We start from the raw sequence: 23,940 nt of genomic DNA on the forward strand, positions 1-23,940 counted from the left end.
TGCCGTATTTATTACGACCAGGTACAGTCAAAAACAAGGCCAGAGAATTGTGAGCTGCCGCATCATCTGTTCGTTTTAAACATCATCTGTTTTATTCTTTAGCTGTATATGGCAAGAGTTGCGGGTTTCCACCCGTCAGTGAACAGTATGTAAGCATCCTCGCCAAATAAAAAAGCTACATTTTGATTTCTCAAAATGTAGCTTTTCATATGGTGCGGATAAGAGGACTTGAACCTCCACCGAGTTGCCCCGACTAGAACCTGAATCTAGCGCGTCTGCCTATTCCGCCATATCCGCGACTGCAAGAGTTATTATATACGATTGCTCTTTATTTGGCAACCCCTAATTTCAAATTTTTTTAAAAAATTTGTCGCGCTCTCTCACAGCCTTATCACCTGCGGCCAGTACTGCCCGCAGGCTTACAAAAAAGTCTTGTAGTCCTCGTAGTTCTGGCGCAGCAGCTCCGGGGTATTCAGCCCATAGGGGCAGTGCTCCATGCAGTGCCCGCAGTGGATACAGTTGTCGATACGCGCCATCTTCTCCTGCCACTCAGGGGTGAGGTAGGGCTCTGGCGGCGAGCGCCGCAACAGCAGCGACATGCGGGCGCTGTTTTGTATCTCGATGCCCGCCGGGCAGGGCTGGCAGTAGCCGCAGCCGCGGCAGAACTCGCCCAACAACTGTCCCCGGTCGCGCTCGATCACCGCCGCCAGCTCAGCGGTCATAGACGGCGGCGTATCGATATACGACAAAAACTCCGCCAGTTCGCTCTCTCGCTGTATGCCCCAGATAGGCAGCACATTGTCGTACTGGGCCAGATAGGCGTACGCCGCGGCCGAGTTAGTGATCAGCCCGCCCGACAGCGCCTTCATGGCGATAAAGCCCACTTCGTGCTGTCGGCAGAGCTCCACCAGTTCGATATCCTTTTCCGTAGCCAGGTAGCAAAAGGGGAACTGCAGCGTCTCGTAGAGGCCCGACTCCACCGCTTCACGCGCCACTGCCAACCGGTGGTTGGTAATGCCGATGTGGCGGATGAGCCCCTGCTCCTTGGCTTCGCACATAGCCTCGTATAGGCCGCTGCCGTCGCCGGGCTTGGGGCAAAACGGCGGGTTGTGAAATTGCAGGATATCCAGGTAATCGGTGTGCAAAAGCTCTAAGCTGGTGTGCAGATCGCGCCAAAAATCCTCCACCGTCAGGGCCATCGTCTTCGATGAGATGTAGATATCTTCCCGCACTGCGTGCAGAGCCAGACCGATCTTTTCCTCACTGTCTGAATAGGCGCGGGCCGTATCAAAAAAGCGCATGCCGCCGTCATAGGCCTTCTGCAGCAGCACCGCCGCCTGCTCTTTGCTCACCCGCTGCACCGGCAGCGCGCCAAAGGCGTTTTTCTCCACCGTGATACCGGTGGTCCCCAGGGTCACTTTGGGCATAGGTCCCCCTCCTCTTTGGGCAAATTCTGTCACATGGTGTTCTTTTCCCAGTATAGCATAAAATTTAGCTGCCGCCAGCACTTTTTCATGCTGTCTTATAGTCTGCCGCTCTGCAAAAAGGCGCCGCCGGCAGTTTTAGCTGCCGGCGGCGCCCCATGGCGAAATATATAGCAAAATAGGAGGTGTATCGGTGGGCACTGCGCCGCTCTACGCCGGCCGCCCCACACTGTCAAGAATACCCTGGACCCCATCGGGTCCCAGGTCGGCCACCACCGCGATGGCCTGCGAACTGAGCTGCTCGGCCGGCAGGTCCAGCCGGCTCTCAAGCACCTGGCACAGGTCGCTGTACTGCCGCCAGCAGCGGCTGGCCAGCTCTAATCCCTGTGCAGTCAGCTGCACCCGGCCGTAGTGCTCTTTTTGTACCACCTTCTCTCGGGTCAGCACCGCCAGCATGCGGTTTACGCTGGCTCTGGTCACATCCAGCCGGTCGGCGATCTGCACCGAGCGCACCGGTCCGCCCTGCCCCAGCTGATAGATGGTGAGCAGGTAGCGCAGGCGGGCGGTCGACATGGGCGCGCTCATCCCTTCCCCTTAGCGGAGGGGCAGCCCCCGGCGTGGGGGCAGCCAGAACAGCCGCACCCGCACCCGCCGCCGGCAGATTTGCGGCGCAGATGCCGCACCGCCAGCACGAACAGGGCCAGCAGCACCGCCGAGATGAGGATCGTGGCCAGATTATCAGCCAAAAATGCGAGCATAGGGGTCTCTCCTCTCCCGCCCGAACAAAGGGGCGCACATACAGTTTATCTAGCGGGCAGCAGTGGCCGCACGGGCCATCTCACGCCGCTTATTCTTGGGGGTGGGGCGCAGCAGCAGCCACAGCCCGGCGATGAGCACTACCAGTGCCGCCGCAGTACCTATCCCAAAGGCGGCTCCGCTAAAGAGCACGATACCAAACTGGTATACCATCATCGATACGGCGTAGGCCAAAACGGTCTGGTAGCCGATGGCCGCCAAGGTCCACTTGGCGCTGGCCATCTCGCGCTTGATGGCGCCGATAGCGGCAAAGCAGGGTGCGCACAGCAGATTGAACACCAAAAACGACAGTGCCGCCGCCGCGTAGGGGAACATGGTCTGGATCTGAACGAGCAGACCCGGGTCGTCCTCGGCGATGTCGGCGCCCAGGCCAAACAGCACGCCAAAGGTGCCCACCACGTTCTCTTTGGCCACCAGGCCCGATACCGTGGCCACTGCGGCTTTCCAGTTGTCAAAGCCCAGCGGGGCAAAGATGGGGGCGATAAACTTGCCCACCACTGCCAACAGGCTCTCCTCCTCGGCGACCATGCCGAAACTGCCGCCGGTAAAGCCGAAGTTGCTCAAGAACCAGATGAGGCCGCAGGCCACAAAGATAACGGTACCGGCTTTGATGATAAACGCCTTTCCGCGCTCCCACATGTGGATGAGCACGCCTTTGGGGGCCGGCACGTGGTACTGGGGAAGCTCCATGACAAACGGGGCCGGGTCGCCGGCAAAGCCGCGGGTCTTTTTGAGGATGATGCCCGATACGATGACCGCAGCGATGCCCATAAAGTACATGGCCGGTGCCATCCAGGGAATGCTGGGGAACATGGCCCCGCCGATGAGCGCGATGACCGGCAACTTGGCCCCACAGGGGATAAAGGTGGTGGTCATGATGGTCATGCGGCGGTCTTTTTCGTTCTCAATGGTCTTGGTGGCCATAATGCCCGGCACGCCGCAGCCGGAGCTGATGAGCATGGGGATAAAGCTCTTGCCCGACAGCCCGAATTTGCGGAAGATACGGTCCATGATGAACGCCACACGGGCCATGTAGCCGCAGTCCTCCAGGATCGATAGGAAGAAGAATAGGATGAGCATCTGCGGCACAAAGCCCAGCACAGCACCCACACCGCCGATGATGCCGTCCACGATGAGGCCCACCAGCCAGTCGGCCGCCCCCACCGCCGTCAGCGCGCCGGTGGCCCAGTTAGAGATAAGTCCGCCGAACAGCGTGTCGTTGGTCCAGTCGGTGACGATGGTCCCCAGCCAGCTGACCGACACGAAGTACACCACGAACATCACCGCCGCAAAGATGGGCAGCGCCAGCCAGCGGTTGGTGACGATGCGGTCGATCTTGTCAGAGGTGGTCATACCGGTGCGGCGCTTGCGCACACATTTTTTCACCACCGCGGCGATAAAGGTATAGCGCTGGTTGGTGATGATGCTCTCGCTGTCGTCGTCCAGCCGCTCCTCACAGCGGGCGGTGATCTCCTCGACCTTCTGCGCTGCCGCGCCGTCCAGCGCCAGCACATCCAGCACCTTCTCGTCGCGCTCAAACAGCTTCACCGCGTACCAGCGGATGTTCTCTGCCGGCACCTTGCCGGCGATGACGCCCTCGATCTCGGCGATGGCCCCCTCCACCTCTTCGGTGTAAAACTGCCGCTTCTGTGGCCGGCGCCCGGCGGCGGCCTCCGCCACCGCCCGCTTGGCCGCCTCCACCGAGCCCTGTCCTTTCAGGGCCGAGGTCTCGACCACCGGGCAACCCAGTGCGTCGGCGAGCTTGCCCGCGTCGATGACGTCGCCGTTTTTCTTCACCAGGTCCATCATGTTGAGCGCCACCACCATGGGCAGACCGATCTCCAACAGCTGGGTGGTCAGATACAGGTTGCGCTCGATGTTGGTGCCGTCGATCAGGTTCAAGATCCCGTCGGGGTGATCCTGGATCAGATAGTTCCGGCTCACCACCTCCTCCAGCGTATACGGAGAGAGCGAGTAGATGCCCGGCAGGTCGGTGATGGTCACCTCCTTGTCGCCCTTGAGCTTGCCCTCCTTTTTCTCTACCGTGACTCCCGGCCAGTTGCCCACATACTGGGTCGAGCCGGTGAGATCGTTAAACATGGTGGTCTTGCCGCAGTTGGGGTTGCCGGCAAGCGCGATACACGACTTCATAGCGTTTCTCCTCTCCTCTTAATTAGCACAGACTAACTACAGGGCCTTAAAAGACGCGGCCCGCACGCCGCGCACACCGCCCTACAGCGATACCTGGATATTTTCCGCCTCCGACTTGCGGATCGACAGCTCATACCCGCGCACCGTCACCTCGATGGGATCGCCCAGCGGCGCCACCTTGCGCACATAGATCTGAGTCCCTTTGGTAATGCCCATATCCATGATGCGGCGCTTCAGGGGGCCCTCGCCGGTGAGCCGGTGTACTGTGGCGGTCTTGCCGCACTCCACTTCCCGCAGTGTCTTCATCTCACTTGCTCCTCTCTTTATATATGTATAAAAGGGCCGCCGCCCAGAGAGCGGTCCTCCCGCCCCCGGCGGCAGCCCCGGCTATACGATGATGCGACCCGCCATGGCTTTACTGATGGCCAGCCGGGTATCCTTTACGTTTACGATCACGTTGCCGCCGGTCTCGGCCACCACGGTGACCGCGCCGCCCACCACAAAGCCCAGATTGCCCAAAAATTTCTGGGTGTCATCTCGACCGCGTATCTGTTTGATGGTGGTCTGTTTACCTACCTCTGCAAAGGTCAGGGGCATCATCACCGTCTCCTTTCCGCTCTCCCCAAACGGGGTGTTTGCAACCGCTATCAAAAGTTGCCTATCTCTAACTACAGCTAGAGTTTACCACCGCTAACCGAATTTGTCAATGGCTAACATCAAGGATTTTCCCCACCTCCCCGCTTTTTCCATTTTATCCAGTTTTTTACATATATCTATAAATAAACTGTAAAATTATGAAGCTGTCTGTACATGACCAGCACAGTAAAACTTGTTCTATTTGTTTGTTCTAATTTTAATATAACAATCTTATAGTTTGTGCTATTTTTAAAACTATTGCTTGGAGGCTATTTCTATGGACAAATGGGGCGATTCGATATTTATCACGGTTCAACATGCAAAAAATGGAATTGATGAGGCTATGCTAAAAATTATTACAGATTTTACCCCTCTGATCGAAAAATACGCTTATCGTCTAGGTGATGATGGAAAAGTGATATCCAGCTATTTCTCCTAGAACTTATTTACAAAATGCCGCTTCAAAATTTTAAAGGCCCAAGCCCCAATGCACAAGTGATAAAGTACATGCACCAGTTCATTGTACATCATGTATACTATCTTCATCGCAAAAGGCCACGCCTCAGTTTGGATATCGATGACCAAAATGTTTTAGATAAAGACGCAGAGAAGGATATATCAGGCATTGAGCTTAGAAGTTGTATCGCTCTATTAGAGCAAAAGCAAAAAACGGTCATATATCTAAGATATTGGTATGGTTTCTCCATATAAAAGATTGCAATCTTAATGGGTTACACCCGACAATATATTAGACTTATTCATAACAAAGCTCTTAGTAATCTTAAAAACATGTACATTATTAATTAAATATGGTAATTATCAACAATATATTCTTTTTAAACGACATAATAAACAATCTGAAATCATTTATTTAGGTAAACTATATTATTCACAAGTTCAATATTTTTCTATATAATTATATGTAAGATGTAGTATTCATCTTTTCTGTATTAAATAGAAAGAGGGGATCTTGTGAAAAAGCTCGGTATATATATGGTCATCGTATTCTGTATTTTGGGCTTTATCGGCACTGGATGCAAAAAAGCAAATACCGATACCCATTCGTCCTCATCTGTCTCCACTTCTTCAGAGAGCTCTTCTATCAAACTCCGTAATGAAGAAGTTCATAATTTGTACGTCAAGCCCTATGGTATGCTCATAGGATTACAAGAGGACTGGTCTACGGCCGACGAATTGGATGTCAATAAAGTCTTGGGATGGAGTTATTTTTATGCCAAGTACGAAGATAAAGACCCAGGTGTACCTAAATATGGTGAGTCCTATGATCAAAAACCCTATGGATATCTATTTAGTCAAAGTGATGTAGAAACTTTTGCCAAGACCTATTTTGGATTATCTGCACAGCAAGTACAAAAATCCTATTGTTATGTCCCCGATAAACAGTCCTATGCCATCATGGTCAACAGTGTAAGCGGAGAAAGATATTACACCAATGTTAGCGATTACAAAGTACATGGTGACACTATTGAGATAACTGTGGATTACTTCAAAGAAGCCGACGATGTAAAAGTAGGCACTAAAGCATTAACCATCGCATTATCAGGTACCGATTCCTTTCAGTATATTGCATGTCATACTATAAGTTGATACAAACAGCTGTATTTTTAAAAACGGGGAGCGTGCACCATACCTATCTTCTTTACTCACAAAAAAAGGGCCCATATGGGCCCTTTTTTTAGATGTGGGGGATTTGCGCATCGCGGGGATCTACCCAATCGCTGCCATTCATTACCTTGATATACTGATAATCAGGGTGAGATTCTTTACAATGCATCATACGCATCGGGTCGATACTGGTATCCGAAGATCCCCTATATCCTGCCTTAAGTATGTTCGAGTCACCAGATAGAGTAGGTGTATAATTGGGGTAATTAATATCTTTGTCCATTTCCACATGAAGATGTTTGCCGTCAACATACTGACCAGTTGCACCCACAACGCCAATTTGCGTATCCTTTGTCACTCGCTGTCCCTGAGAGACCTTGATACTCGCCATATGAAAATATCTCCCGACTACTTTATAAGACCCACCATCAAAATGATTTACCGCCTCATCGTAGATAATGCCTACCACATTTCCACAGACGTTATCCCAGCCGGCAAATGCCACGATACCGGATCCCTGTGCATATACCGCATCCGGATCTGTCTGAAATAGCCCCACTAGATCCTGACCATAGTGGGTAAAGCCGTAAGAGCTCTCATACTTGGTCCCCCATTTGTACGAAGCCGTAATGCCAGCGTTGTTTAAAGGCTGGATCAGTTTTTGTGCCATAGTAAAAACACTCCTTTTTCTAAAACTCCTTTTTCTAAAACTTCTTTTTCTGCAGAACTGTTTCAGATGGCGCCATTCTGATTTGCCCTACATCTATATAAAGACGTTTAGACGTTTAAATGTAAATCTTCAAAAAATATTAAAAAATATTTTTATTAGTAAAATGATACGTATTCTTCATCTACTGCGATTTAGCAAAGGAGTGCAATAACTATGTGCTTTTCCGCCCACCAACTGCGCAGCTTTCGCCTACGCGCCCACCACCTCGACCGCGACTATCCCGCCTCTCTGCTGCTGCCCGCCGCCGGCGCCTGCGGGCTGCAAAATTCGCCCCCCGGCGCCTGGGAGACAGCGCTGTTCTGCCGCCTGCCCGGCTGTGCGCTCGAGCAGCTCCACCAGGCGCTGTACAGCGACAAAACACTGCTGCAGGCCTGGAGCTTTCGCGGCGTCCCCGCCGTCTTCCCCACCGGTGAGTCCGGCACCTTTCTCACCTCGCTCATCGCCCAGCCGGGCGAGCAGCCCTGGGTGTACACCCGCGGCATCACCGCCGCCCTGGAGCACCTGGACATGTCCTTCGACGAGCTGTTGCCGCTGGTGCGCAGCGCCGCCCAGATCTTACAGCAGCAAACGGTCCACAGCAAAGAGGCGCTGGACCGCCTGCTGGCCCAGCAGGTGGCGGCGCAGCTGCCGCCGGATAAGCGCGACCGCTGGAACGCCCCCTCCATGTACGGCGCGCCGGACCGGCAGACCGTCGGCGGGGCCGCCGTGTCTTTTCTGCTGCGGCCCTGCTCCTTTTATCGCCAGGTGGTGTTCGGCCGGCGGCAGGCGGGCAGTCCCACCTTTACCTCTTTTGAAAACTGGCTGGGTTACCGCCCCTCTCCCGCCCCCCACGCCGGGCGCGACCTGGTGCGCAAATTTCTGCACTGCCACGGCCCCGCCACCACCCGCGATCTCACCGACTGGCTGGGCTGCAGTCCCCGGCAGGCGGCCCGCCTGTGGCAGACCGTGGCTGACGAGCTGGAGCCGGTGACCGTCGACGGCCGTGCCGCTATCTGTTGGCTGCCGATATCCCCGCCCTGCACCGCGCCGACAGCGATCCGCAGCGCCTGCTCCTGCTGGGCGCTCACGACCCCTATCTCGGCCTGCGCGACCGCGCGCTGCTGCTGCCCGACAAAGCGCGGCAGCGTACCGTGTGGAAAACGGTGGCCAGCCCCGGCGCCGTGCTGCAGGGTGGCCGTATCATCGGCACCTGGAAAGCCAAGACCCGCGCCGACAAGATCGAGCTCACCGCCGCGCTGTGGGAGCCGCTCTCCTCCGCCGGTGAGCGCCAGCTCGCGCAGCGGGCCGAGTCCTACGCCGCCTTTCGCCGCTGCACCCTGCACCGCTATGCCGTGCAGACCCCATAAACAAACCTCACACTATAAGCTGTACACTGTGCGCTACAGCACTACTGCGGCCCGTCCGCAGCCCATCTGCAGCCCCACCGCGCCGCAAAAAAAGAGAGGTCCCGCCTTCCCCACCGGAAAAGCGGACCTCTCTCTTTTTTACTGTTTTCAGTCAGCGCCTACTTGCGCAGGTAGGCCTTGATGCCGGCAAACACTTCCGGGCTGATGATGTGCTCGATCTTGCAGGCGTCCTGCTCGGCGATAGCGGGGTCGGCCCCCACCGTCTCTACCAAAAAGTCGGTGATGCGCCGATGGCGCTCGTACACAGACTCGGCCCGCTGGCGGCCCGACTCGGTGAGCTGGATGTTGCCGTCGGGCTCGATGGTCACATACCCGGCCTCTTTGAGTATCCCCATGGCCCGGCTGATACTGGGCTTAGAAAAGCCCATCGCCTCGGCCACATCCACCGAGCGCACATACGCCTTTTTGCGCTTGAGCAGCAGTATCGTCTCCAGATAGTTCTCCTTAGACTCCTCCACGTGCATCTCGTCTCACCTCCCCGCAGTATTTTACTCAGTGTAACACATTTCACCGGTCACCGCAACGGCTGCCGGCCCCGCTTGCGGTTGCCCCACAGGTACGAATCCAGTATCTCCCGGGCCGCCTCATCGGGCTCTGCGCCGTACTGCCGCCGGTACTGGGCATACACCCGCGCGCTGTCGGTCTCGGCTCCCACCAGCTTGCCCAGCGCGCGCATCTGCGCCGCCGCGCGGGCAAAGTCATCGGCGTTTTGGGGGTCCCAGTGGGCGTTTACATACCACTTACAGGGCAGCCCCTCGATCTTCTGCAACCGCGCCTCGTAGTCCGGCAGGTCGTAGCTCCAGGGGCCCTCAAACATCTCCTGGCACATGCCGTCTCCCAAAAACAGCACCTGCTCCTGAGGGCAGTACACAGCGGTACTGTCGGCGCTGTGTTCACCGCCCAGCGAAAAGATCTCGCAGGTCACCCCGCCCAGGTCTACCGTCAGGCGGCCGTCATACAAAATATCTGCCAGCCGTATGGCAATGCTCTCCCGCAGCGCACCGGGGTGCTCTTTGATGATGTTCTCGGCGCAAAAAGCGATCTCCTCGCCGGTCTGTACCCGCTCCTGCAGCGCGGCGTCGTCCCAGCGGTAGCTCTGCATCTGGCGCAGCTTTTGCTGGGTCAGCGGGTGGGCGATGGTGGTCAGGTCCATCTCGGCGGCCCCAAACACGTGGTCCCAGTGCCAGTGGGTCAGCGCCAGGTAGCGGGGCTCGGCCCCCGGCACCGCCGCCAGCTGCTCTAAAAACAGGCGGGCGTGGGCGGCCGAGTTGCCGCTGTCCACGATCAGCGTCGCCCGCTCCCCCACGATCGCGCCCAGCGCCGGCCGGTCAGTGGCGTGGTCGTGGCCGGTCATGTACACCCGCTCGGTCAGTCTCTTCATCTCCACTGGTCTCTACCTCTCTTCTCGCTCATATACGATCTCTCCGTCCAGTACCGTCATCACTACCCGGGCCTCTTTGATCTGTGCGGGCGGTATGGTAAAGATGTCCCGGTCCACCACCGCCATGTCCGCCCGCTTGCCCACCGATAAGCTGCCGCTCACCCGCTCGTCGTACGAGGCGTAGGCCGCACCCATCGTGTGGCCGTACACCGCCTGCTCCACCGTCAGCCGCTGCTGGGGGTACCAGCCGCCGGCCGGCTGGCCGTTAAAGTCCTGCCGGGTCACAGCGCAGTAGATATTTTCCATCACGTCAAAACGCTCTACCGGGCAGTCCGACCCGCAGGCTATGGGGATACCCAGCTGCGCCATCGTCTGCCAGTTATAGCTGGTGGCGGCCAGCTCCTCGCCCGCCCGGTCGGCGACGATGTGCCAGTCCCCGGCCACAAATACCGGTTGGATGTGGGCGATCACCCCCAGCGCGCGAAAGCGCTGAAGCAGCGGCCGGTCGGTGATCTGGCAGTGGATGATGCTGTGGCGCATGTCCGCTCGGGGCCAGCGCAGCTGGGCGCGCTCGATGCTGTCAAGCGCCATCTGCATGGTGGCGTTGCCGATACAGTGGATGGCCGCCGGCATGCCCGCCCGGTGGGCGGTCTCCACCAGCTCGTCGAGCTGCTGCTGGCTGAACACGCCGATACCGCAGGTGCTGGGGCAGTCGGCGTAGGGCCGGTCTAAAAAGGCGGTGCGCCCCCCCAGCGAGCCGTCGGCCAGCAATTTCAGCGGCCCGATCTTAAAGCGCCCCACCTGGTAGCCGGTGGTGTAGCCCATATCTAAAAACCGGCGCAGCTGCTCCGGCCGCGGCAGCAGGCACTGCTCAAACACGCGCACCGGCAGCGCCCCCTCCTGGGCCAGCTGGGTATAGGCCTCGATGACCCGGGGGAAGTCCTCCTCCGGCACCGCCTCAAAGTCATCTGTCTGCAGCGCCGTCAGCCCGCAGCGCAGTGCCCGCTGGGCCCCCAGCACCAGCAGCCGCTTGATGTCGGCCACCTCCAGCCGGGGGATGGCCTCGTACACCAGCACCCGGGCCTCCTCTCTAAAAATGCCCAGCGGCTCGCCGCGCTCGTCGACATCTATCTGCCCGCCGGGCAGTTGGGGGGTGTCCCGCGTCACCCCCATCACCTCCAGCGCCTTCGAGTTGACGGCGATGATGTGCCCGCAGGTGCGGGTGTAGGTCACCGGGTGATCGGTGCTGATGCGGTCCAGGTCGTAGCGGTTGGGAAAGCGGCGGCCCGGCCACAGCTCGTTGTTCCAGCCCCGCCCCTGTATCCAGCCGCCCCGCGGGCCGCCGCTCTGCCGCAAAAAGTCCCTGCCCCGCCGCACGATCTCATCGATGCTCGTCGCCCCGTCCAGGTACACCTTTTCCAGGCTCAACCCGTAGCTGAGCAGGTGCAGGTGGCTGTCGTGAAAGCCCGGCAGCAGCAGCCGGCCGGCCAGGTCCACACTGCGGGTGTGCGGCCCGGCCAGCGCGCATATCTCCCGGTCGCTGCCCACCCGCACGATCACCCCGTCCTTTACCGCCACCGCCGTGGGCAGCGCGCGCTCCCGCCGCCTGGGGGCTGCCGGCGGCTCCATCGTCCTCACCACACCGCCAAAAAACACGGTATCTGCCTGCCTATCGCCCCGGTCATCCGCCGGGCGCGCGCTCCTGTCGGTCACACCGCTCATCTCCCCACTCTCCCTGTCTGCGATCCGCGGCTAATGGCCCAGCCTGAGCCAGCCTGGGCCAGCCTGTTTTTTTGGCCGCAAAGCCCCGCGTGCAGGGTATATTTTCTCTTATTTTAGCACATTCTCCCTATAGCCGCCAGCACCCGGCGCCGCCGCACAAAAAAAGAGCGGGCCGCATGGCCCGCTCTCATAAAAGGTCTGTCTGCTGTTAAATGCCCAGCTCTTTGGCGGTGGCGTGTGCCCGTTCGCAGAACAGGCGCACCTTCTCGATGTCTTTCTCGCCCAGGTTGGTGCCGTTTTTATTGGTCTTGGTCAGCGAGTCCACACCGTAGGGGCGAACGGCCTTGATGGCGTCGGCCACGTTGTCCGGCCCTAGGCCGCCGGCAATGATGACCGGGCAGCTGGCCCCGTCCACGATCGCCTTGTCCCAGGCCCAGTCGTGGGTCACACCGGCCGCGCCGGTACCGATCACACCGGTCAGCACCGAGTCGAGGATCAGCAGGTCGCAGAATTTCGAGAAGGCGATTGCCTTGTCGATGGCCTCCGGGCCGGTCATGGGCACTGCCTGCATGATCTTCATGCCGGGGTATTTGGCTTTCAGCTCCGCTACCAGCTCGGGGGTGGCGTCGTCCTCAGCACCCGAGATGTGCAGAATGTCCGGGTGCAGCGTCTCGATGATCTTGGTGCGCTCTTCCTCGGTGTCGTCGATGGTCAGGGCCACTTTGGTGGCCTTGTCGCCGACTGCGTCAAAAATAGCTTTGCTCTCGGCCAGAGCCTCGTCAAAAGTTTTGCCGGAATTCTTGGCGGTGGGGTTCACGCCGATATTGGTGGCGCCGACCTCGATGCAGGCCAGAGCCTCGTCAACAGTTTTCAGAGAGTAGATCTGAGTGATCATAAATAAGAACCTCCTTAGTTTGGGTGGGCATTTGCTCGTATGCCCATATTCTAACACAGCCGATACCGCCGGCGCAATCGATTTTGTGCCGAAAAAATGGCGGTAAAACCGCTATTATCCACCACAATTACACCCCAGCAGTGGATTTGTGCACAAATCCGCCATCAATCAGCATATCCGCACAGTATTGGGCCGTATTTTTTCCTGCTCTTTTGGCAGGACACACAGCCGGCGCGCCAAACAGCGGGGATTTTCGTTGCATTTTATATGCCGCTATGCTACATTGTAGATGTAAACAGGCGGCGGCCCACAGCCGGCCGCCGCCGAGTTGGGACATACTGCTGCCGCAGTCTGTCAGCCCGCGAGAAAGAGGGTCTTCAAGATGAACTATTACGCTATCGGTTGGCTGGCCGCCATCGTGGTCTTCGCCCTGCTCGAGGCCGCCTCTCCCGCGCTGGTCTCTATCTGGTTTGCCGCCGGGGCGGTGGGCGCGCTGCTCACCTCCCTGTTCAGCAGTCTGTTCTGGGTCCAGCTGCTGGTGTTCTTTGCGCTCAGCGGCATCCTGCTGGCCGCCACCCGCCCGCTGTGCCGCAGGTATATGAAGGGCCGCAGCCAGCCCACCAACGCCGACATGCTCATCGGCCAAACCGCCACCGTGACCGAGGATATCTCCAACGTCAAAGCGGCCGGCCGGGTCTACCTCTCGGGGCAGAGCTGGGCCGCCCGCAGCCTCGACGGCAGCGACATCCCCAAAAGCACGCTGGTGCGGGTCGATCATATCGAGGGGGTCAAGCTGCTGGTATCCCCCGTCCAAAAATAGCCCACTGCTAAGCCCGCCCCTACAGCCAGTAACTTGTAATTTGTAATAAGGTAGCCTCTATCCTCCGGCGCCGGCCGCGCCTATTTTCGCACCCACCGGGCGCTAGCGCCCGCCATCATAATACGATCGAGGAGGTCGTCTCTATGCCTATGTTGTGGTTATACATCCTGCTGGCGCTCATCGCGCTGGTGCTCATCGTGCTCGTCGCCAACATCCGGGTGGTGCCGCAAGCCCACAGCTACGTGGTGGAGCGCATCGGCACCTACTATCAGACCTGGCAGACCGGTCTGCACTTCAAGATCCCCTTTATCGACCGGGTGGCCAAAAAAGTCTCCCTCAAAGAGACGGTGGTCGACTTTGCCCCCCAGGCAGTCATCACCAAAGACAACGTCACCATGCAGATCGACACGGTGGTCTTTTTCCAGATCACCGATCCCAAACTCTTCACCTACGGGGTCAACAATCCCCTGTCCGCCATCGAGTTCCTCACCGCCACCACCCTGCGCAACATCATCGGCGACTTAGAGCTGGATAATACGCTCACCTCCCGCGACGTCATCAACAACCGCATCACCGCCATCCTCGACGAAGCCACCGACAAATGGGGCATCAAGGTCAACCGGGTGGAGGTCAAAAACATCGTCCCCCCCAAAGAGATCCAGGACGCTATGGAGCGCCAGATGAAAGCCGAGCGCCTGCGCCGCGAGTCCATCTTAAAGGCCGAAGGCGAAAAGCGCAGCCAGATCCTGGTGGCCGAAGGCGAAAAAGAGTCGGCCATCCTGCGCGCCGAAGCTGTCAAAGAGCAGAAGATCCGCGAGGCGCAGGGCGAGGCGGAGGCCATCGTCATGGTGCAAAAGGCCTACGCCGACAGCCTCAAGCTGCTCAACGAGGCCGATCCCAACGAAAAGGTGGTGGCCCTCAAGGGGCTGGAGGCCTTTGCCAAAGCCGCCGATGGCCGCGCCACCAAGATCATCATCCCCTCCGAGATCCAGTCGCTGGCCGGTCTGGCCACCTCGGTCAAAGAGCTCTTTGCCGACACCGATATCCAGCCTTAACCCCCCAGCCAAAAGGCCCGCCACACCGTGTGGCGGGCCTTTTTATATCGCCCGTCAACATATCTTTTCGCCAGTAGAGACCGCGCTTGCGCTGCTGTACCGCCCACACATTTTTCCCTCTATCCTGTCTACACCACCCACACGGTCTTCATCTGCACGATCTTAAAAAGGCAGCGCTGCCCCCTGTATAGCACGCATGTATCAAAGTAAGCAATTTATCTGCCGGTAGGTCCTTTCCGCGACGTAGCCAAACACGAAAAAGAGCCAGAGAGGTGGAGAGGTGAAACTCGATCAGGTAAGGCATCAGATGTTCGGCCGCGGGAAAAGTATTTTGCAATCCGGAAAGGGGCAGCTCCTCTTGGAGGCGAGCAATAAAATGCACACTCCCGTAATCGCCCAATACAGCTCTTAAAAATATCTCGTTGTCTGCAAAAAACGCGCGCAATAGATCCAGGTCGGGGGTAAACAGCGCACCGCTTTCCACTTCCCACGACTTTTTCATTAGGGTCAACAAGCTATCTTCCACATAATCTAGCAGATCATAGATATCATCAAAATACTGATAAAAAGTACTTCTATTATAGCCGGCAAGAGCCGTGATCTCTTTCACCGTAATTTTATCGATAGATTTTTGCGCATATAAAGTACAAAAAGAAGTGGCAAACGCCTCTCTTGTCTTGGCAGTGATCTCGGGTTGCTTATTCACGCTGCATCTTCTCCTTAGGGCCCAACACTGAGGGCAAAGATTGTCGGTTGATAAGTGATCTGTAAGCTACTATGCTTATCATACAACACATCGTTGTATGCCGTATGATCAGTCACAAATTTTCTGTAAACAAAAAACAATTTTTGCGAAGGGACGTCACCGCATGAAAGTAATGATCATCTATTACTCCCGCTCCGGAAACACAGAAAAGATCGCATTACAGGCTCAAAAGGATCTGCAATGTGAAGCTTTGAAGATCATTCCAGAAAAAGCATATGGAAATTATATCACTTCTTGCCTGCGGGTCACCAAAGAAAGAAAAGCACGTGTTGCACCGGCTTTTCAAACGCCCATTCCCAATTTGCAGAACTGTGATGTAGTTTTATTGGGGTATCCGGTATGGGCACAGGATCTACCGGGATTTGTAGCTGCATTCATTTCGCAGTGCAATTTAGAAGGTAAAACGGTGATACCATTTGCCACTTACGGGATGTCGGGTATCAATTGGACCCTAAAGCACCTGACACAGCTCTGCTTTGGTGCCGCGATCAAATACCCATTTGACAGCGGTACCTTCAAAAAGGGGAACTATCAAATGTGGATAGATCAGGTCCGCCGCCTGCTCTATAACGAGCAGGAGACAGCTGTCTCATCTGTGTCCGGCGCAGAATAGGTATCCATGGCAGGTGCCCGTCCAAAACACAGTCGCCGATAATAGTAAAACAGCACAGCAGTACAGCCAAGGTCTGGATATGTGCTGGTGCTGATGTTGGTGTTTATTTTGCGGTGGTGCCGGCTTTTGCGCCATTTTCATTTTTGTGTAAAATACTTGCCCGTGTAGCAGATACAGGCCGGCAGCATCAAGCATATCGCCAGGGGCAAATAGGCGCCGTCCGTTTTTAAATAAGCCGGCATCACCTCATCACGGTCGCCACATCTCGCATGTATCGGGGTACTGTTTTTCTACACGCGGCACGCGCCCCAAGAGGTCCCGCCCCGGCAGATCGTTCGCTCGTGGCGCTCACCCCCGCCTGCGCTCTGTCGTTTTCCATCCCCCATCAGGTACCCCTATTCCTTACCTCAAATGCCGGGCCTTTCTTCCGCTTCATTTGCAGCTGCGCGGTAAGTCCGCCATCCAGCACAGCGGCCAGCCACCCAGCGGCAGCCACAGTCCGGGTACTGCCTAAGTAGTCCTGTTTGACAACTCTCCCCCACCCACGTTAGACTATATAAAAAAGCAGCGCCTCAGCGCCGCCAAGGGCTAAAAACCCAGTCAGGAGAAATATGGAAGAGCAAGTCATTTCGCTGGAACACGCTCTGTGGGAGGCAGTTCTGCACCAGAACACAGCTGCCTTTCAGGAACTCGTCTTTCCGTCTGCGGTCATGATCTGCGGCGGCTACCGCTGTCTGGGCAGCGAATACGCCGGTATCATTGCCGACTTTTTTATCAGCAGCTACGCCATCACCCACATGGAGGTCATCTACGCCCGCCCCGACCAGGTCATGCTGCACTACGTCCTCCAGACCGAGGTGGCGGACAGCCGCGACCGGGACCTGGCCGGCACTTTTCATGTGGCGTCCGTCTGGGGCCGCCACGGCGACAGCTTTAAGCTGCTCTTCAATATGGATTCCAAGATCGCCCAGCCCTAGCTGTCACCCCAGCCCACCTCATCTTCTTCGCCAGCAACAATGCCCCGCAGTCTATACCCGCTCGCGCCACCAAGCTCCAACCAGCAGTGCCTAGCACGGCCCCTCACTCATAAAAAGCCACCTCATGCACTCCTGGGCAACGAGCGGTACAGATACGCTTTCCTGCCGTCCCACTGCCCCACTGCCCCACCGCCCAGCTGTCCCGCCGTCCTGCCGCCCAGCCGCCTATCTGTCCAACTGTACCCGCCGCAGTGGTGGCCGCTCCCCGACCTACCGGCAGTCTCTCCGCCCAACAAAAAACAGCCCGGTGCCACACTATCCCCCGGTCTGCGCCGCCCGCACCGCGCCCCATCAGGCAGTGTTACCGCTCTGATCGCCGCCGGCAAACAGCGCTCTTCCCTCCGTCTGCAGGCGCCACACGGCCCGGCAGATACCGCTATATCGCCGCACTGCGCGACTACCTGCGCCATATACTGCGGTCTCCACCATACACGGGCCCGCTTTTTACATGAATGTATCACAGCAACACGGCAACACAGCGACACTCGCCAGCTTTCCTTTTAAACGAGGGGCCGCCGTCGGGCGATCAGCATCCCCCTGTGCAAGCCCATACCTTCCTATCCCCCGCGCTAAAACAGCTGTTGTCTCCAGATCCTCCGCTCTTCCTGGGCCCCGTGCATCCGGCGGATCTGTCAAGATCATCTCCCCGCTGTCTGTGCATACACCGGTTCTCCCATTACACAACACGCACTTACACATCATCTGTCTGTACCTTCGGCTTTCCCCGTCAGCGCCGGCATTACTATGTAATACTATTTGTATATTATCTTTATTTCTATACATATCTTTCTGCTCAGTTCCCGTCTTTGCTGTAACCAAATCTTGTCTGCTGCTCCACTCTAAAACCAAACTCTGCACTGCTCTGCTCTGTTCATCTTCTGCCGCCAGATGGCTTTTAATAGATTTCTGCAACGCGCACCTCTTTGCGGTGTCCGCCCTGCTGTCCAGCTCGGCCATCGCTGCGGCATAGAACAGGCAGTATCTGCGGCTAACCGGGCGACCGGCGCCGCAGGCAGTGATCTTCCTCCTCATCCTCATTCCCATTCCTATCCACATCTCCAGTTCCATCCTCAAACCCAGTATTTCTCTCACTCGCTCTCTCCACAGTCATTTCCGATATATACAATATGTATATTTCATATCGATTTATACACTTAGAAAACCCGTATATCCCGTGCCGCATCTCATTTCGATCCCCGCCCACCACGAAGGAGGTCCTCCCCATGAAGTCCACTGTACTCATCGCCGATCTGCAAGACCGCTATCACAGCGCCGCGCAGGCGCAGGAATTTATCCGTCTGGCCGCCCGGTGCGGGGCCACTGCCGCCAGCCTGCGGTTCTGCACGCAGCAACAGGCACCCAGCCCCATCGGTGCACCACACATCGCCGCCCTTGGCGAAGAGGCCGAGCGCACCGGGGTGCTGTTGCTCCCCACCCCGTGGGATCTCACCGCTCTCTCGCAGCTCTGCCAGCTGTCAGTACCGCTCCTGCACCTGCCCGGCCATCTGTTGGCCGATCCCCAGGCCCTTGAGCTGACCGCCGCCACCGGCCGGCCCATTATCGCCATGGCCGGTCTGTGCACCATGCCCGAGCTCAAGGCTGCCGCCAGCTACCTCAAGCAGCTGCAGGCCGGCCCGCTCACCGTGTTGCAGTCGGGCAGTCAGGGCGAAGTGCCGGCCGACCGTGCCAACCTGCGGGCTATGGTCCTCTTAAAGGGCTCTCTGCAGTGCTCGGTGGGCTACGCCGATCACACCCGCAGCATCGAAGCCGCCATCGCCGCCGTAGCTATCGGGGCCGAGGTGGTGCAAAAGCCGGTCCACCTCGACAGCCCGCTCCCCCACACGCTGTCAATGGAGGAGTTCGCCGGTCTGGCCGCCGCCATCCGTCGGCTGGGTGGTGCGCTGGGCACCGGCCGGCGCGACCTGATCGAGCAAGACCTGATCGAGCGCAGCCGCACCTATACCGGTCTGGCCGCCGCCCGGCCCATTGCCGCCGGCCAAACCGTCACCGCCGACGACCTCTGCGTAGCTGCCGGCGGCGGTCTCTCGCCCCTTTTGGCCGCCGCTTTCATCAGCGCGCCCGCCCCGCGCGATTACGCCCCCGGCGATCCCATAGATCTCATCTCTTAGTAACGTCACCGGTCGCGATATTCTTTTCGCGCCGTGCCTCTGCCGTATCTCCAGTTGCGACAAATAGGCCGCCCACATATGCGGCAACGAGTCGGCCCCTCATGTCCCCGACCATGCCGCCTGCCGCCACCGCGTCAGTACGCTGGTACACATTTTTATATACCATCTCTTTCGTGCGATATATCATTCATTTGTCACCGTTTTTTCCCCGCTCATAGCACAAAAAAGACGTCTTTGACTGCTCGTCAAAGACGTCTTTTTTCTATTTTATCCGCTGTTTTTACAATTTGTTCACATCTTCTGCCGACCATGTCGGCCGCCCTCAGGCGCTACCGCAGCTCTTTTACCGACTGCTGCTCCACCAGCTCCACCGGCAGCACCCGCTCCTCGCCCAAATACTGTTGGCCGCTCTCCATCTTCTGTATCAGCAGCTCGCCGGCCAACTGCCCCATCTCGTAGGTGGGGCGGGCCACATAGGTGATCTTGGGGGTGGCAAAATGCATGAAGTCGTGCTCGTCAAATCCCACCAGCGACAGCTCCTCCCCCACCTGCACCCCGGCCTCGGCCAGGGCCGTATAGCAGCCCTTACAGATGAGGTTGTTGCTGCACAAGATCGCCGTCACCCCGGTCTGCTCCCGCTCCTGCAGCAGCTGACGGGCGGCGCGCTCGCCGTTTTGCTCAAACCAGTCGCCGTGCAGCACCAGCCGCTCATCTACCGGCAGTTCATGCGCGCGCATACAGCTGGTAAAGCCCTCCATGCGCCCATAGCCGTTGCAGTACTTCATAGGGCCCGAGATGTAGGCGATACGCCGGTGCCCCCTCTCTATCAGGTGCCGGCAGGCCGCGTACATGCCGCCCCGGTTGTCGATAATCACGTTGTCAAAGCGGCTGCTGTCTATCTGCCGGTCCACAAACACCACCGGCTTGCGGCGGTCGCTGTACACCGCACCGTCGGTGGCGGTCACGGCGATGATGCCGTCCACCAGCGGGCTGACCACCGTCTTTACCAGCTCTTCCTCGGTGGCCGCCTCGTCGCCGGTCGAAAACATGCACACGTTATAGCCCTTCTGGCGGCAGACCATGTCCACCCCGTGGATGATAGCCGAGTAAAATGGGTTTCGTATCTCGGGGATGATGACCCCCACCATATTGGTCTTTTTGCGCACCACCGACACCGCCGCCGCGCTGGGCACATAGCCGTATTCGTCGATGATCTTCTGCACCTTTTCCCGCGTCTTCTGGCTCACCCGGTCCTTGCCGTTGAGCACCCGCGACACGGTGGAGATGGCCACTCCCGCCTTTTGCGAGATGTCTTTGATGGTGATCTGCTCTTTCATACTGCGCTCCTGCCGGGGCCCCGGCCCCTCTGTATTGCCCGCCTCGCGGCCGGCAGTCGTCAGGTCCTATTATAGACGGTAACGCCGCCGGGCGCAAATATCTTATATCGGCAGCACGCCCGCTCAAAGGTCCGGCTCTACCGGATATCGGGCCGGTACTGCAGGTACTCTAAAAAACGCCGCACCGCCAGCGGGGCCGTCTTGCGGCTGCGCAGCGCCAGTCCGATCTCGCGGTAAGCCGGCACCTCCAAACGCTTGATCGCGATGTGGTAAGGCACCCGCTGTAAGATCAGCCGGGGCAAAATGCTGATGCCCAGCCCGCTCTCCACCATCGACATGATCGCGTAGTCATCCCAGGTGGTAAAGTGGATGTTGGGCGTCAGGTGACAGCGCTCAAATATGCCGGCGATCTCCGCTCTGCCCCCTTTTTCCAGCAGCATAAACGGGCTGTCGCACAGAGCCCTCATCGGAAAGCAGTCGCACCCGGCCAGGGGATGATCCTCCGGCAGCACCGCCAACAGCTCGTCTCGCTGCAGCGGCACGGTCTCAAACTCCGGGCGGGTGGGCAGCCGCAAAAAGCCGCAGTCCACCCGCCCCTCGGCGATCCAGCCCTCGATCTCAGTGTAGTCGCCCAGCAGCAGCTCGTAGTCGATAGCCGGGTAATCCTGCTGAAAGCGGCTGATGATGCCCGGCAGCCAATGGGTGGCCACGCTGGAAAACGTGCCGATGCGGATGAGTCCGGTCTGCAGGCCGTTTATCCCCTCTATCTGGTCCTGCAGCTGCTGGTGCGCGCGGCACACCTCGCGCGCATAGGGCAGCAGCCGGGCCCCCTGTGCAGTCAGCTGCACTCCGGCGTGCCCCCGCTGTAACAGCGCCATGCCCCACTCTCTTTCCAGATCGCCGATCATGCGGCTGATGCCCGACTGGGAGTAGTGCAGCCGCTGGGCAGCGCGGGTAAAACTGCCGCATTCCACCGCCCCGATAAAGGCACGATATTTCTGCAAATTGGTGTCCATCGCGATTCTCCATCTGTTTTTCTCATACTGTGCATGAGAAACATTCGCTTTTGTATGCTCTTCATATATGATACGGTATCTGTATCCCATTTGCAACACATCTGCAACAAGAGAGGAGCACACACCGTGGTCAAAGCCTATCTAAAGTATTTTTCAGCGCTGCTGCTGTTCGGTCTCAACGGGGTGGTAGCCAGCTCTATCGACCTCCCCGGCACCCAGATCGCACTGCTGCGCACCCTGATCGGCAGCGTATTCCTGCTGGCTGTGTGGGGCTGTTCCGGCGCTCGGCTGCACCGCCCCGACAAAAGGCACCTGCTCTATCTGGCGGTGTCGGGGGCGGCTATGGGCGGCAGTTGGGTGCTGCTCTTTACCGCCTATGCGCAAGTCGGGGTGAGCATGGCCACCCTGCTCTACTACTGCGGCCCCGTGCTGGTCATGGCGCTTTCGCCGCTGCTGTTTGGTGAGCGCCTCACCCGGGCCAAGGTGGGCGGGCTGCTGGTGGTGCTGGCGGGCCTGGTGTGTACCGGTACTGGCGCACCGGGGCGCCTGGGCGCCGCCGGTCTGTTCTGTGGTGCCGGTGCCGCGGTACTGTACGCCGTCATGGTGCTCTTTGACAAAAAGGCCGCCAGCATCACCGGTCTGCCGGGCACCGCTGTACAGCTGGTCGCCGGCGCGCTCACTACCGCCCTCTTTCTGGGGGCGGGCCCGCCGCTGTCGCTGCCGGCGCTGGCGGCCGACCTCGTCCCGGTACTGCTGTTGGGGGTGGTGCACACCGGCCTGGGCTGCTACCTGTACTTTTCCGCTGTCCAGCTGCTGCCGGCGGCCTCGGTAGCCATCTGCGGCTATGTCGAGCCGCTGTCGGCACTGGTATTCGCCGCCCTGTTTCTGCAGGAGCGCCTTTCTGCCCGCCAGCTGCTGGGCGCGGTGCTGATGCTCGGCGGGGCGGTGGTCGGGGCCCGTTCAGGTGCCCGCCGTACCGGGTCCCGCCGGCGGGGCTGAGGGTCTGCCCCATCGCCCGCCGCACACAAAAAAGGGAGGGGCCGCCAGCGGCTCCTCCCTCCTGTCTTTTTATGCTAGCTGCACCAGCCCAAGATGATCTGCGCGTACAGCAAGATCGCGTCGTACCACTCGTCCAGCGGCACGTACTCGTTGGGGCAGTGGGCCACCGAGTCGTCGCCCGGTCCCACGATCAGGGTGGGCATGCCCAAGATGTTTTTGTATATCCGGGCGTCGCAGCCGGAGCTGCTGACGATGAACTGCCCACCGTAGCCGGGCAGCACCTGCTCCATCGCCGTCTTTACCGCCTGGGGGAACGGCTCGCGCACATCCTGCTCAAAACCCTGTCCCTGCTGGTACACGGTGACTTTGGGCTGGTGCTCGCGCAGCCAGCTGTCCCCCTGGGCACGGGTGGCGATGCACTGCTCTACCTGGCGGATGACCTCGGCGTGGGTCATCATGCCGGGAATGTAGTGCAGACAGAGGCTAAAGGAGCAGTAATCGGGCACCGTCGAACCGGCCGTTCCGCCCTCGATCACGCCGATATTCAGGCTGGGCGAAGGCAGGTGCGGGTGGCGGTAGCGCATGAGCCAGTCGTTCTCCAGCTCGTGCAGCGCCTCTACCAGCTTCCACGCTTTTTCGATGGCGTTGACCCCCAGCCATTTCTGGGCCGAGTGCAGGCTCTTGCCGGTCACTTCAACCTTAAAGAACACAAAGCCCATATGCGCCCAGATCGCGTTGTTGCCGGTGGCCTCACAGATCACGCAGGCGTCGGCCCGGTGCCCCTTGATGGCGGCGTTGATACTGCCGTTACCGCCGCCCTCCTCGTCGCTGACACAGTGCAGCTGCACCTGCCCGGGGATCTCGATACCGCTGTCCTGCAGCAGCTTCACTGCCGCCACCGCCGCCGCGATTCCGCCCTTGTCGTCGCCCGAGCCGCGGCCGTACAGCTTGCCATCCCTCACCACCGGGTCGAACGGGTCGCTCTCCCAAAACGAAAGCTCGCCCACCGGCATCACGTCCATGTGCGCATTAAAGGCGATGGAGCGCTTGCCCGGCTCACTTTTGCCAAAAGTGGCATACACGTTGTAGCGGTCGTCGTAGTTGTGGCCGGCGTTGCCGTCGTTATAGGTGCAAATGGCTCTCTGTACGCTGTCCTCGTCCAGCGGCTCCAGCTGCACCTGGGCGCCCATGCCGCGCACCACCTGCTCGTACACCTCCAGGCCTGCTCTCTCCTTGCCGCCCAGTATACCGTGGCCGATGCACTGCGTGTCGCAGCGCACAAGCTGCTTTAAAATATCCAGGTATTCCTCTCTGTGCGCCGCCAAGGTCTGGCGCAATGTGTCTAGCTGGCTCATTGGCATGCTCCTCCTCACCCGCCGCC

25 protein-coding genes and 1 tRNA gene are annotated in these 23,940 nt (G+C 58.6%); 9 read left to right on the forward strand and 17 right to left on the reverse strand.

The genetic code is table 11. The annotated features are described in order from the left end of the window. Positions 1–210 precede the first annotated feature (210 nt). The 7 genes from C6Y32_RS11235 to C6Y32_RS11265 form a co-directional block, all read right to left on the reverse strand. Positions 211–297, reverse strand: a tRNA-Leu gene (locus C6Y32_RS11235). 122 nt (positions 298–419) lie between these two features. Beyond that, the gene (locus C6Y32_RS11240) at positions 420–1,427 is read right to left on the reverse strand and encodes an aldo/keto reductase (RefSeq protein ID WP_105205351.1); all 1,008 of its coding nucleotides are present in this window, start codon (positions 1,425–1,427) and stop codon (positions 420–422) included. Between the two features lie 207 nt (positions 1,428–1,634). After that, entirely contained in the window at positions 1,635–2,009 is a 375-nt protein-coding gene (locus tag C6Y32_RS11245; RefSeq protein WP_105205352.1) for a metal-dependent transcriptional regulator, read from the reverse strand. Continuing rightward, positions 2,006–2,182, reverse strand: a complete 177-nt coding sequence (locus tag C6Y32_RS11250) for a FeoB-associated Cys-rich membrane protein (protein ID WP_105205353.1) — start codon at positions 2,180–2,182, stop codon at positions 2,006–2,008. Before C6Y32_RS11250 ends, C6Y32_RS11245 begins: the two co-directional genes overlap by 4 nt. A gap of 49 nt (positions 2,183–2,231) precedes the next feature. Continuing rightward, on the reverse strand, positions 2,232–4,391 hold the full coding sequence (gene feoB / locus C6Y32_RS11255; protein WP_105205354.1) for a ferrous iron transport protein B: 2,160 nt from the start codon (positions 4,389–4,391) through the stop codon (positions 2,232–2,234). An 81-nt stretch (positions 4,392–4,472) separates the two neighbouring features. Beyond that, complete coding sequence (locus C6Y32_RS11260; protein ID WP_105205355.1) at positions 4,473–4,697, reverse strand: FeoA family protein; 225 nt, start codon at positions 4,695–4,697, stop codon at positions 4,473–4,475. 81 nt (positions 4,698–4,778) lie between these two features. Next, the gene (locus C6Y32_RS11265) at positions 4,779–5,042 is read right to left on the reverse strand and encodes a FeoA family protein (RefSeq protein WP_341480840.1); all 264 of its coding nucleotides are present in this window, start codon (positions 5,040–5,042) and stop codon (positions 4,779–4,781) included. 262 nt (positions 5,043–5,304) lie between these two features. Here C6Y32_RS11265 and C6Y32_RS15425 point away from each other — a divergent pair, with 262 nt between their 5' ends. Together C6Y32_RS15425 and C6Y32_RS15150 are read left to right on the forward strand one after the other, a co-directional pair. Beyond that, on the forward strand, positions 5,305–5,466 hold the full coding sequence (locus tag C6Y32_RS15425) for a hypothetical protein (protein WP_164998242.1): 162 nt from the start codon (positions 5,305–5,307) through the stop codon (positions 5,464–5,466). Between the two features lie 533 nt (positions 5,467–5,999). Continuing rightward, positions 6,000–6,635 (forward strand): hypothetical protein, encoded by a 636-nt coding sequence (locus C6Y32_RS15150; RefSeq protein WP_129589438.1) that lies wholly within the window; start codon positions 6,000–6,002, stop codon positions 6,633–6,635. 88 nt (positions 6,636–6,723) lie between these two features. Here C6Y32_RS15150 and C6Y32_RS11270 read toward each other — a convergent pair whose 3' ends face one another. Then, a complete protein-coding gene (locus tag C6Y32_RS11270; protein ID WP_105205357.1) occupies positions 6,724–7,323 on the reverse strand; it encodes a M23 family metallopeptidase in 600 nt (199 codons plus the stop codon). 213 nt (positions 7,324–7,536) lie between these two features. On the opposite strand from C6Y32_RS11270, the gene C6Y32_RS11275 reads away from it, so the two are divergent. Beyond that, complete coding sequence (locus tag C6Y32_RS11275; RefSeq protein WP_475600681.1) at positions 7,537–8,910, forward strand: DNA glycosylase AlkZ-like family protein; 1,374 nt, start codon at positions 7,537–7,539, stop codon at positions 8,908–8,910. Here the strand turns inward: C6Y32_RS11275 and C6Y32_RS11280 are convergent. The 4 genes from C6Y32_RS11280 to C6Y32_RS11295 all read right to left on the reverse strand — a co-directional run bounded on the left by C6Y32_RS11280 (position 8,888) and on the right by C6Y32_RS11295 (position 12,787). After that, positions 8,888–9,247, reverse strand: a complete 360-nt coding sequence (locus C6Y32_RS11280) for a metal-dependent transcriptional regulator (protein ID WP_105205456.1) — start codon at positions 9,245–9,247, stop codon at positions 8,888–8,890. The genes C6Y32_RS11275 and C6Y32_RS11280 overlap by 23 nt on opposite strands. A 56-nt stretch (positions 9,248–9,303) precedes the next feature. Then, a complete protein-coding gene (locus C6Y32_RS11285; protein WP_243562720.1) occupies positions 9,304–10,170 on the reverse strand; it encodes an MBL fold metallo-hydrolase in 867 nt (288 codons plus the stop codon). A gap of 12 nt (positions 10,171–10,182) precedes the next feature. Continuing rightward, positions 10,183–11,892, reverse strand: a complete 1,710-nt coding sequence (locus C6Y32_RS11290) for an amidohydrolase (RefSeq protein ID WP_105205359.1) — start codon at positions 11,890–11,892, stop codon at positions 10,183–10,185. Positions 11,893–12,100: 208 nt separating this feature from the next. Then, positions 12,101–12,787, reverse strand: coding sequence for a phosphoribosylanthranilate isomerase (locus tag C6Y32_RS11295; RefSeq protein WP_105205360.1), 687 nt, complete (start codon positions 12,785–12,787; stop codon positions 12,101–12,103). A 382-nt stretch (positions 12,788–13,169) separates the two neighbouring features. Here C6Y32_RS11295 and C6Y32_RS11300 point away from each other — a divergent pair, with 382 nt between their 5' ends. Then, positions 13,170–13,607 carry an NfeD family protein gene (locus tag C6Y32_RS11300; protein ID WP_105205361.1) on the forward strand — a complete coding sequence of 146 codons (438 nt, stop codon included), beginning with the start codon at positions 13,170–13,172 and terminating at the stop codon, positions 13,605–13,607. A gap of 149 nt (positions 13,608–13,756) precedes the next feature. Next, positions 13,757–14,662 carry an SPFH domain-containing protein gene (locus C6Y32_RS11305; RefSeq protein ID WP_105205457.1) on the forward strand — a complete coding sequence of 302 codons (906 nt, stop codon included), beginning with the start codon at positions 13,757–13,759 and terminating at the stop codon, positions 14,660–14,662. Between the two features lie 148 nt (positions 14,663–14,810). Here C6Y32_RS11305 and C6Y32_RS11310 read toward each other — a convergent pair whose 3' ends face one another. Further along, a complete protein-coding gene (locus C6Y32_RS11310; protein ID WP_105205362.1) occupies positions 14,811–15,368 on the reverse strand; it encodes a TetR/AcrR family transcriptional regulator in 558 nt (185 codons plus the stop codon). 163 nt (positions 15,369–15,531) lie between these two features. Here C6Y32_RS11310 and C6Y32_RS11315 point away from each other — a divergent pair, with 163 nt between their 5' ends. Beyond that, positions 15,532–16,041 (forward strand): flavodoxin, encoded by a 510-nt coding sequence (locus C6Y32_RS11315; protein ID WP_164998243.1) that lies wholly within the window; start codon positions 15,532–15,534, stop codon positions 16,039–16,041. A gap of 611 nt (positions 16,042–16,652) precedes the next feature. Beyond that, positions 16,653–17,018 carry a DUF4440 domain-containing protein gene (locus C6Y32_RS11320; protein WP_105205364.1) on the forward strand — a complete coding sequence of 122 codons (366 nt, stop codon included), beginning with the start codon at positions 16,653–16,655 and terminating at the stop codon, positions 17,016–17,018. A 504-nt stretch (positions 17,019–17,522) separates the two neighbouring features. Here the strand turns inward: C6Y32_RS11320 and C6Y32_RS11325 are convergent. After that, positions 17,523–18,170, reverse strand: coding sequence for a hypothetical protein (locus tag C6Y32_RS11325; RefSeq protein WP_105205365.1), 648 nt, complete (start codon positions 18,168–18,170; stop codon positions 17,523–17,525). A 131-nt stretch (positions 18,171–18,301) separates the two neighbouring features. Here C6Y32_RS11325 and C6Y32_RS11330 point away from each other — a divergent pair, with 131 nt between their 5' ends. Beyond that, complete coding sequence (locus C6Y32_RS11330) at positions 18,302–19,207, forward strand: N-acetylneuraminate synthase family protein (RefSeq protein WP_164998244.1); 906 nt, start codon at positions 18,302–18,304, stop codon at positions 19,205–19,207. 329 nt (positions 19,208–19,536) lie between these two features. Here C6Y32_RS11330 and C6Y32_RS11340 read toward each other — a convergent pair whose 3' ends face one another. Next, the gene (locus C6Y32_RS11340; protein ID WP_105205368.1) at positions 19,537–20,544 is read right to left on the reverse strand and encodes a LacI family DNA-binding transcriptional regulator; all 1,008 of its coding nucleotides are present in this window, start codon (positions 20,542–20,544) and stop codon (positions 19,537–19,539) included. 137 nt (positions 20,545–20,681) lie between these two features. Further along, positions 20,682–21,560: a LysR family transcriptional regulator gene (locus C6Y32_RS11345; protein ID WP_105205369.1), complete on the reverse strand. Its 879-nt coding sequence runs from the start codon at positions 21,558–21,560 to the stop codon at positions 20,682–20,684. Between the two features lie 126 nt (positions 21,561–21,686). Between C6Y32_RS11345 and C6Y32_RS11350 the strand changes: the two genes are divergently transcribed. Continuing rightward, positions 21,687–22,559 (forward strand): DMT family transporter, encoded by an 873-nt coding sequence (locus C6Y32_RS11350; protein WP_105205370.1) that lies wholly within the window; start codon positions 21,687–21,689, stop codon positions 22,557–22,559. Between the two features lie 74 nt (positions 22,560–22,633). On the opposite strand, the gene C6Y32_RS11355 is transcribed toward C6Y32_RS11350, so the two are convergent. Continuing rightward, the gene (locus tag C6Y32_RS11355; protein WP_105205371.1) at positions 22,634–23,914 is read right to left on the reverse strand and encodes a M20 family metallopeptidase; all 1,281 of its coding nucleotides are present in this window, start codon (positions 23,912–23,914) and stop codon (positions 22,634–22,636) included. Positions 23,915–23,940: the final 26 nt, after the last annotated feature.

Origin of the sequence: Neobittarella massiliensis (ex Bilen et al. 2018) (assembly GCF_900289145.1) — a bacterium.
Lineage (GTDB): Bacteria > Bacillota > Clostridia > Oscillospirales > Ruminococcaceae > Neobittarella > Neobittarella massiliensis.

What these genes read in the sequence shown, in the direction of transcription:
- C6Y32_RS11355 (WP_105205371.1), bottom strand. Translation starts at nt 23,914, where the DNA reads ATGAGCCAGCTAGACACATTGCGCCAGACCTTGGCGGCGCACAGAGAG.
- C6Y32_RS11250 (WP_105205353.1), bottom strand. Translation starts at nt 2,182, where the DNA reads ATGCTCGCATTTTTGGCTGATAATCTGGCCACGATCCTCATCTCGGCG.
- C6Y32_RS11330 (WP_164998244.1), top strand. Translation starts at nt 18,302, where the DNA reads ATGAAGTCCACTGTACTCATCGCCGATCTGCAAGACCGCTATCACAGC.
- C6Y32_RS11270 (WP_105205357.1), bottom strand. Translation starts at nt 7,323, where the DNA reads ATGGCACAAAAACTGATCCAGCCTTTAAACAACGCTGGCATTACGGCT.
- C6Y32_RS11300 (WP_105205361.1), top strand. Translation starts at nt 13,170, where the DNA reads ATGAACTATTACGCTATCGGTTGGCTGGCCGCCATCGTGGTCTTCGCC.
- C6Y32_RS15425 (WP_164998242.1), top strand. Translation starts at nt 5,305, where the DNA reads ATGGACAAATGGGGCGATTCGATATTTATCACGGTTCAACATGCAAAA.
- C6Y32_RS11305 (WP_105205457.1), top strand. Translation starts at nt 13,757, where the DNA reads ATGTTGTGGTTATACATCCTGCTGGCGCTCATCGCGCTGGTGCTCATC.
- C6Y32_RS11295 (WP_105205360.1), bottom strand. Translation starts at nt 12,787, where the DNA reads ATGATCACTCAGATCTACTCTCTGAAAACTGTTGACGAGGCTCTGGCC.
- C6Y32_RS11340 (WP_105205368.1), bottom strand. Translation starts at nt 20,544, where the DNA reads ATGAAAGAGCAGATCACCATCAAAGACATCTCGCAAAAGGCGGGAGTG.
- C6Y32_RS11315 (WP_164998243.1), top strand. Translation starts at nt 15,532, where the DNA reads ATGAAAGTAATGATCATCTATTACTCCCGCTCCGGAAACACAGAAAAG.
- C6Y32_RS11275 (WP_475600681.1), top strand. Translation starts at nt 7,537, where the DNA reads ATGTGCTTTTCCGCCCACCAACTGCGCAGCTTTCGCCTACGCGCCCAC.
- C6Y32_RS11285 (WP_243562720.1), bottom strand. Translation starts at nt 10,170, where the DNA reads ATGAAGAGACTGACCGAGCGGGTGTACATGACCGGCCACGACCACGCC.
- C6Y32_RS11260 (WP_105205355.1), bottom strand. Translation starts at nt 4,697, where the DNA reads ATGAAGACACTGCGGGAAGTGGAGTGCGGCAAGACCGCCACAGTACAC.
- C6Y32_RS11290 (WP_105205359.1), bottom strand. Translation starts at nt 11,892, where the DNA reads ATGAGCGGTGTGACCGACAGGAGCGCGCGCCCGGCGGATGACCGGGGC.
- feoB (WP_105205354.1), bottom strand. Translation starts at nt 4,391, where the DNA reads ATGAAGTCGTGTATCGCGCTTGCCGGCAACCCCAACTGCGGCAAGACC.
- C6Y32_RS11245 (WP_105205352.1), bottom strand. Translation starts at nt 2,009, where the DNA reads ATGAGCGCGCCCATGTCGACCGCCCGCCTGCGCTACCTGCTCACCATC.
- C6Y32_RS11240 (WP_105205351.1), bottom strand. Translation starts at nt 1,427, where the DNA reads ATGCCCAAAGTGACCCTGGGGACCACCGGTATCACGGTGGAGAAAAAC.
- C6Y32_RS11345 (WP_105205369.1), bottom strand. Translation starts at nt 21,560, where the DNA reads ATGGACACCAATTTGCAGAAATATCGTGCCTTTATCGGGGCGGTGGAA.
- C6Y32_RS11320 (WP_105205364.1), top strand. Translation starts at nt 16,653, where the DNA reads ATGGAAGAGCAAGTCATTTCGCTGGAACACGCTCTGTGGGAGGCAGTT.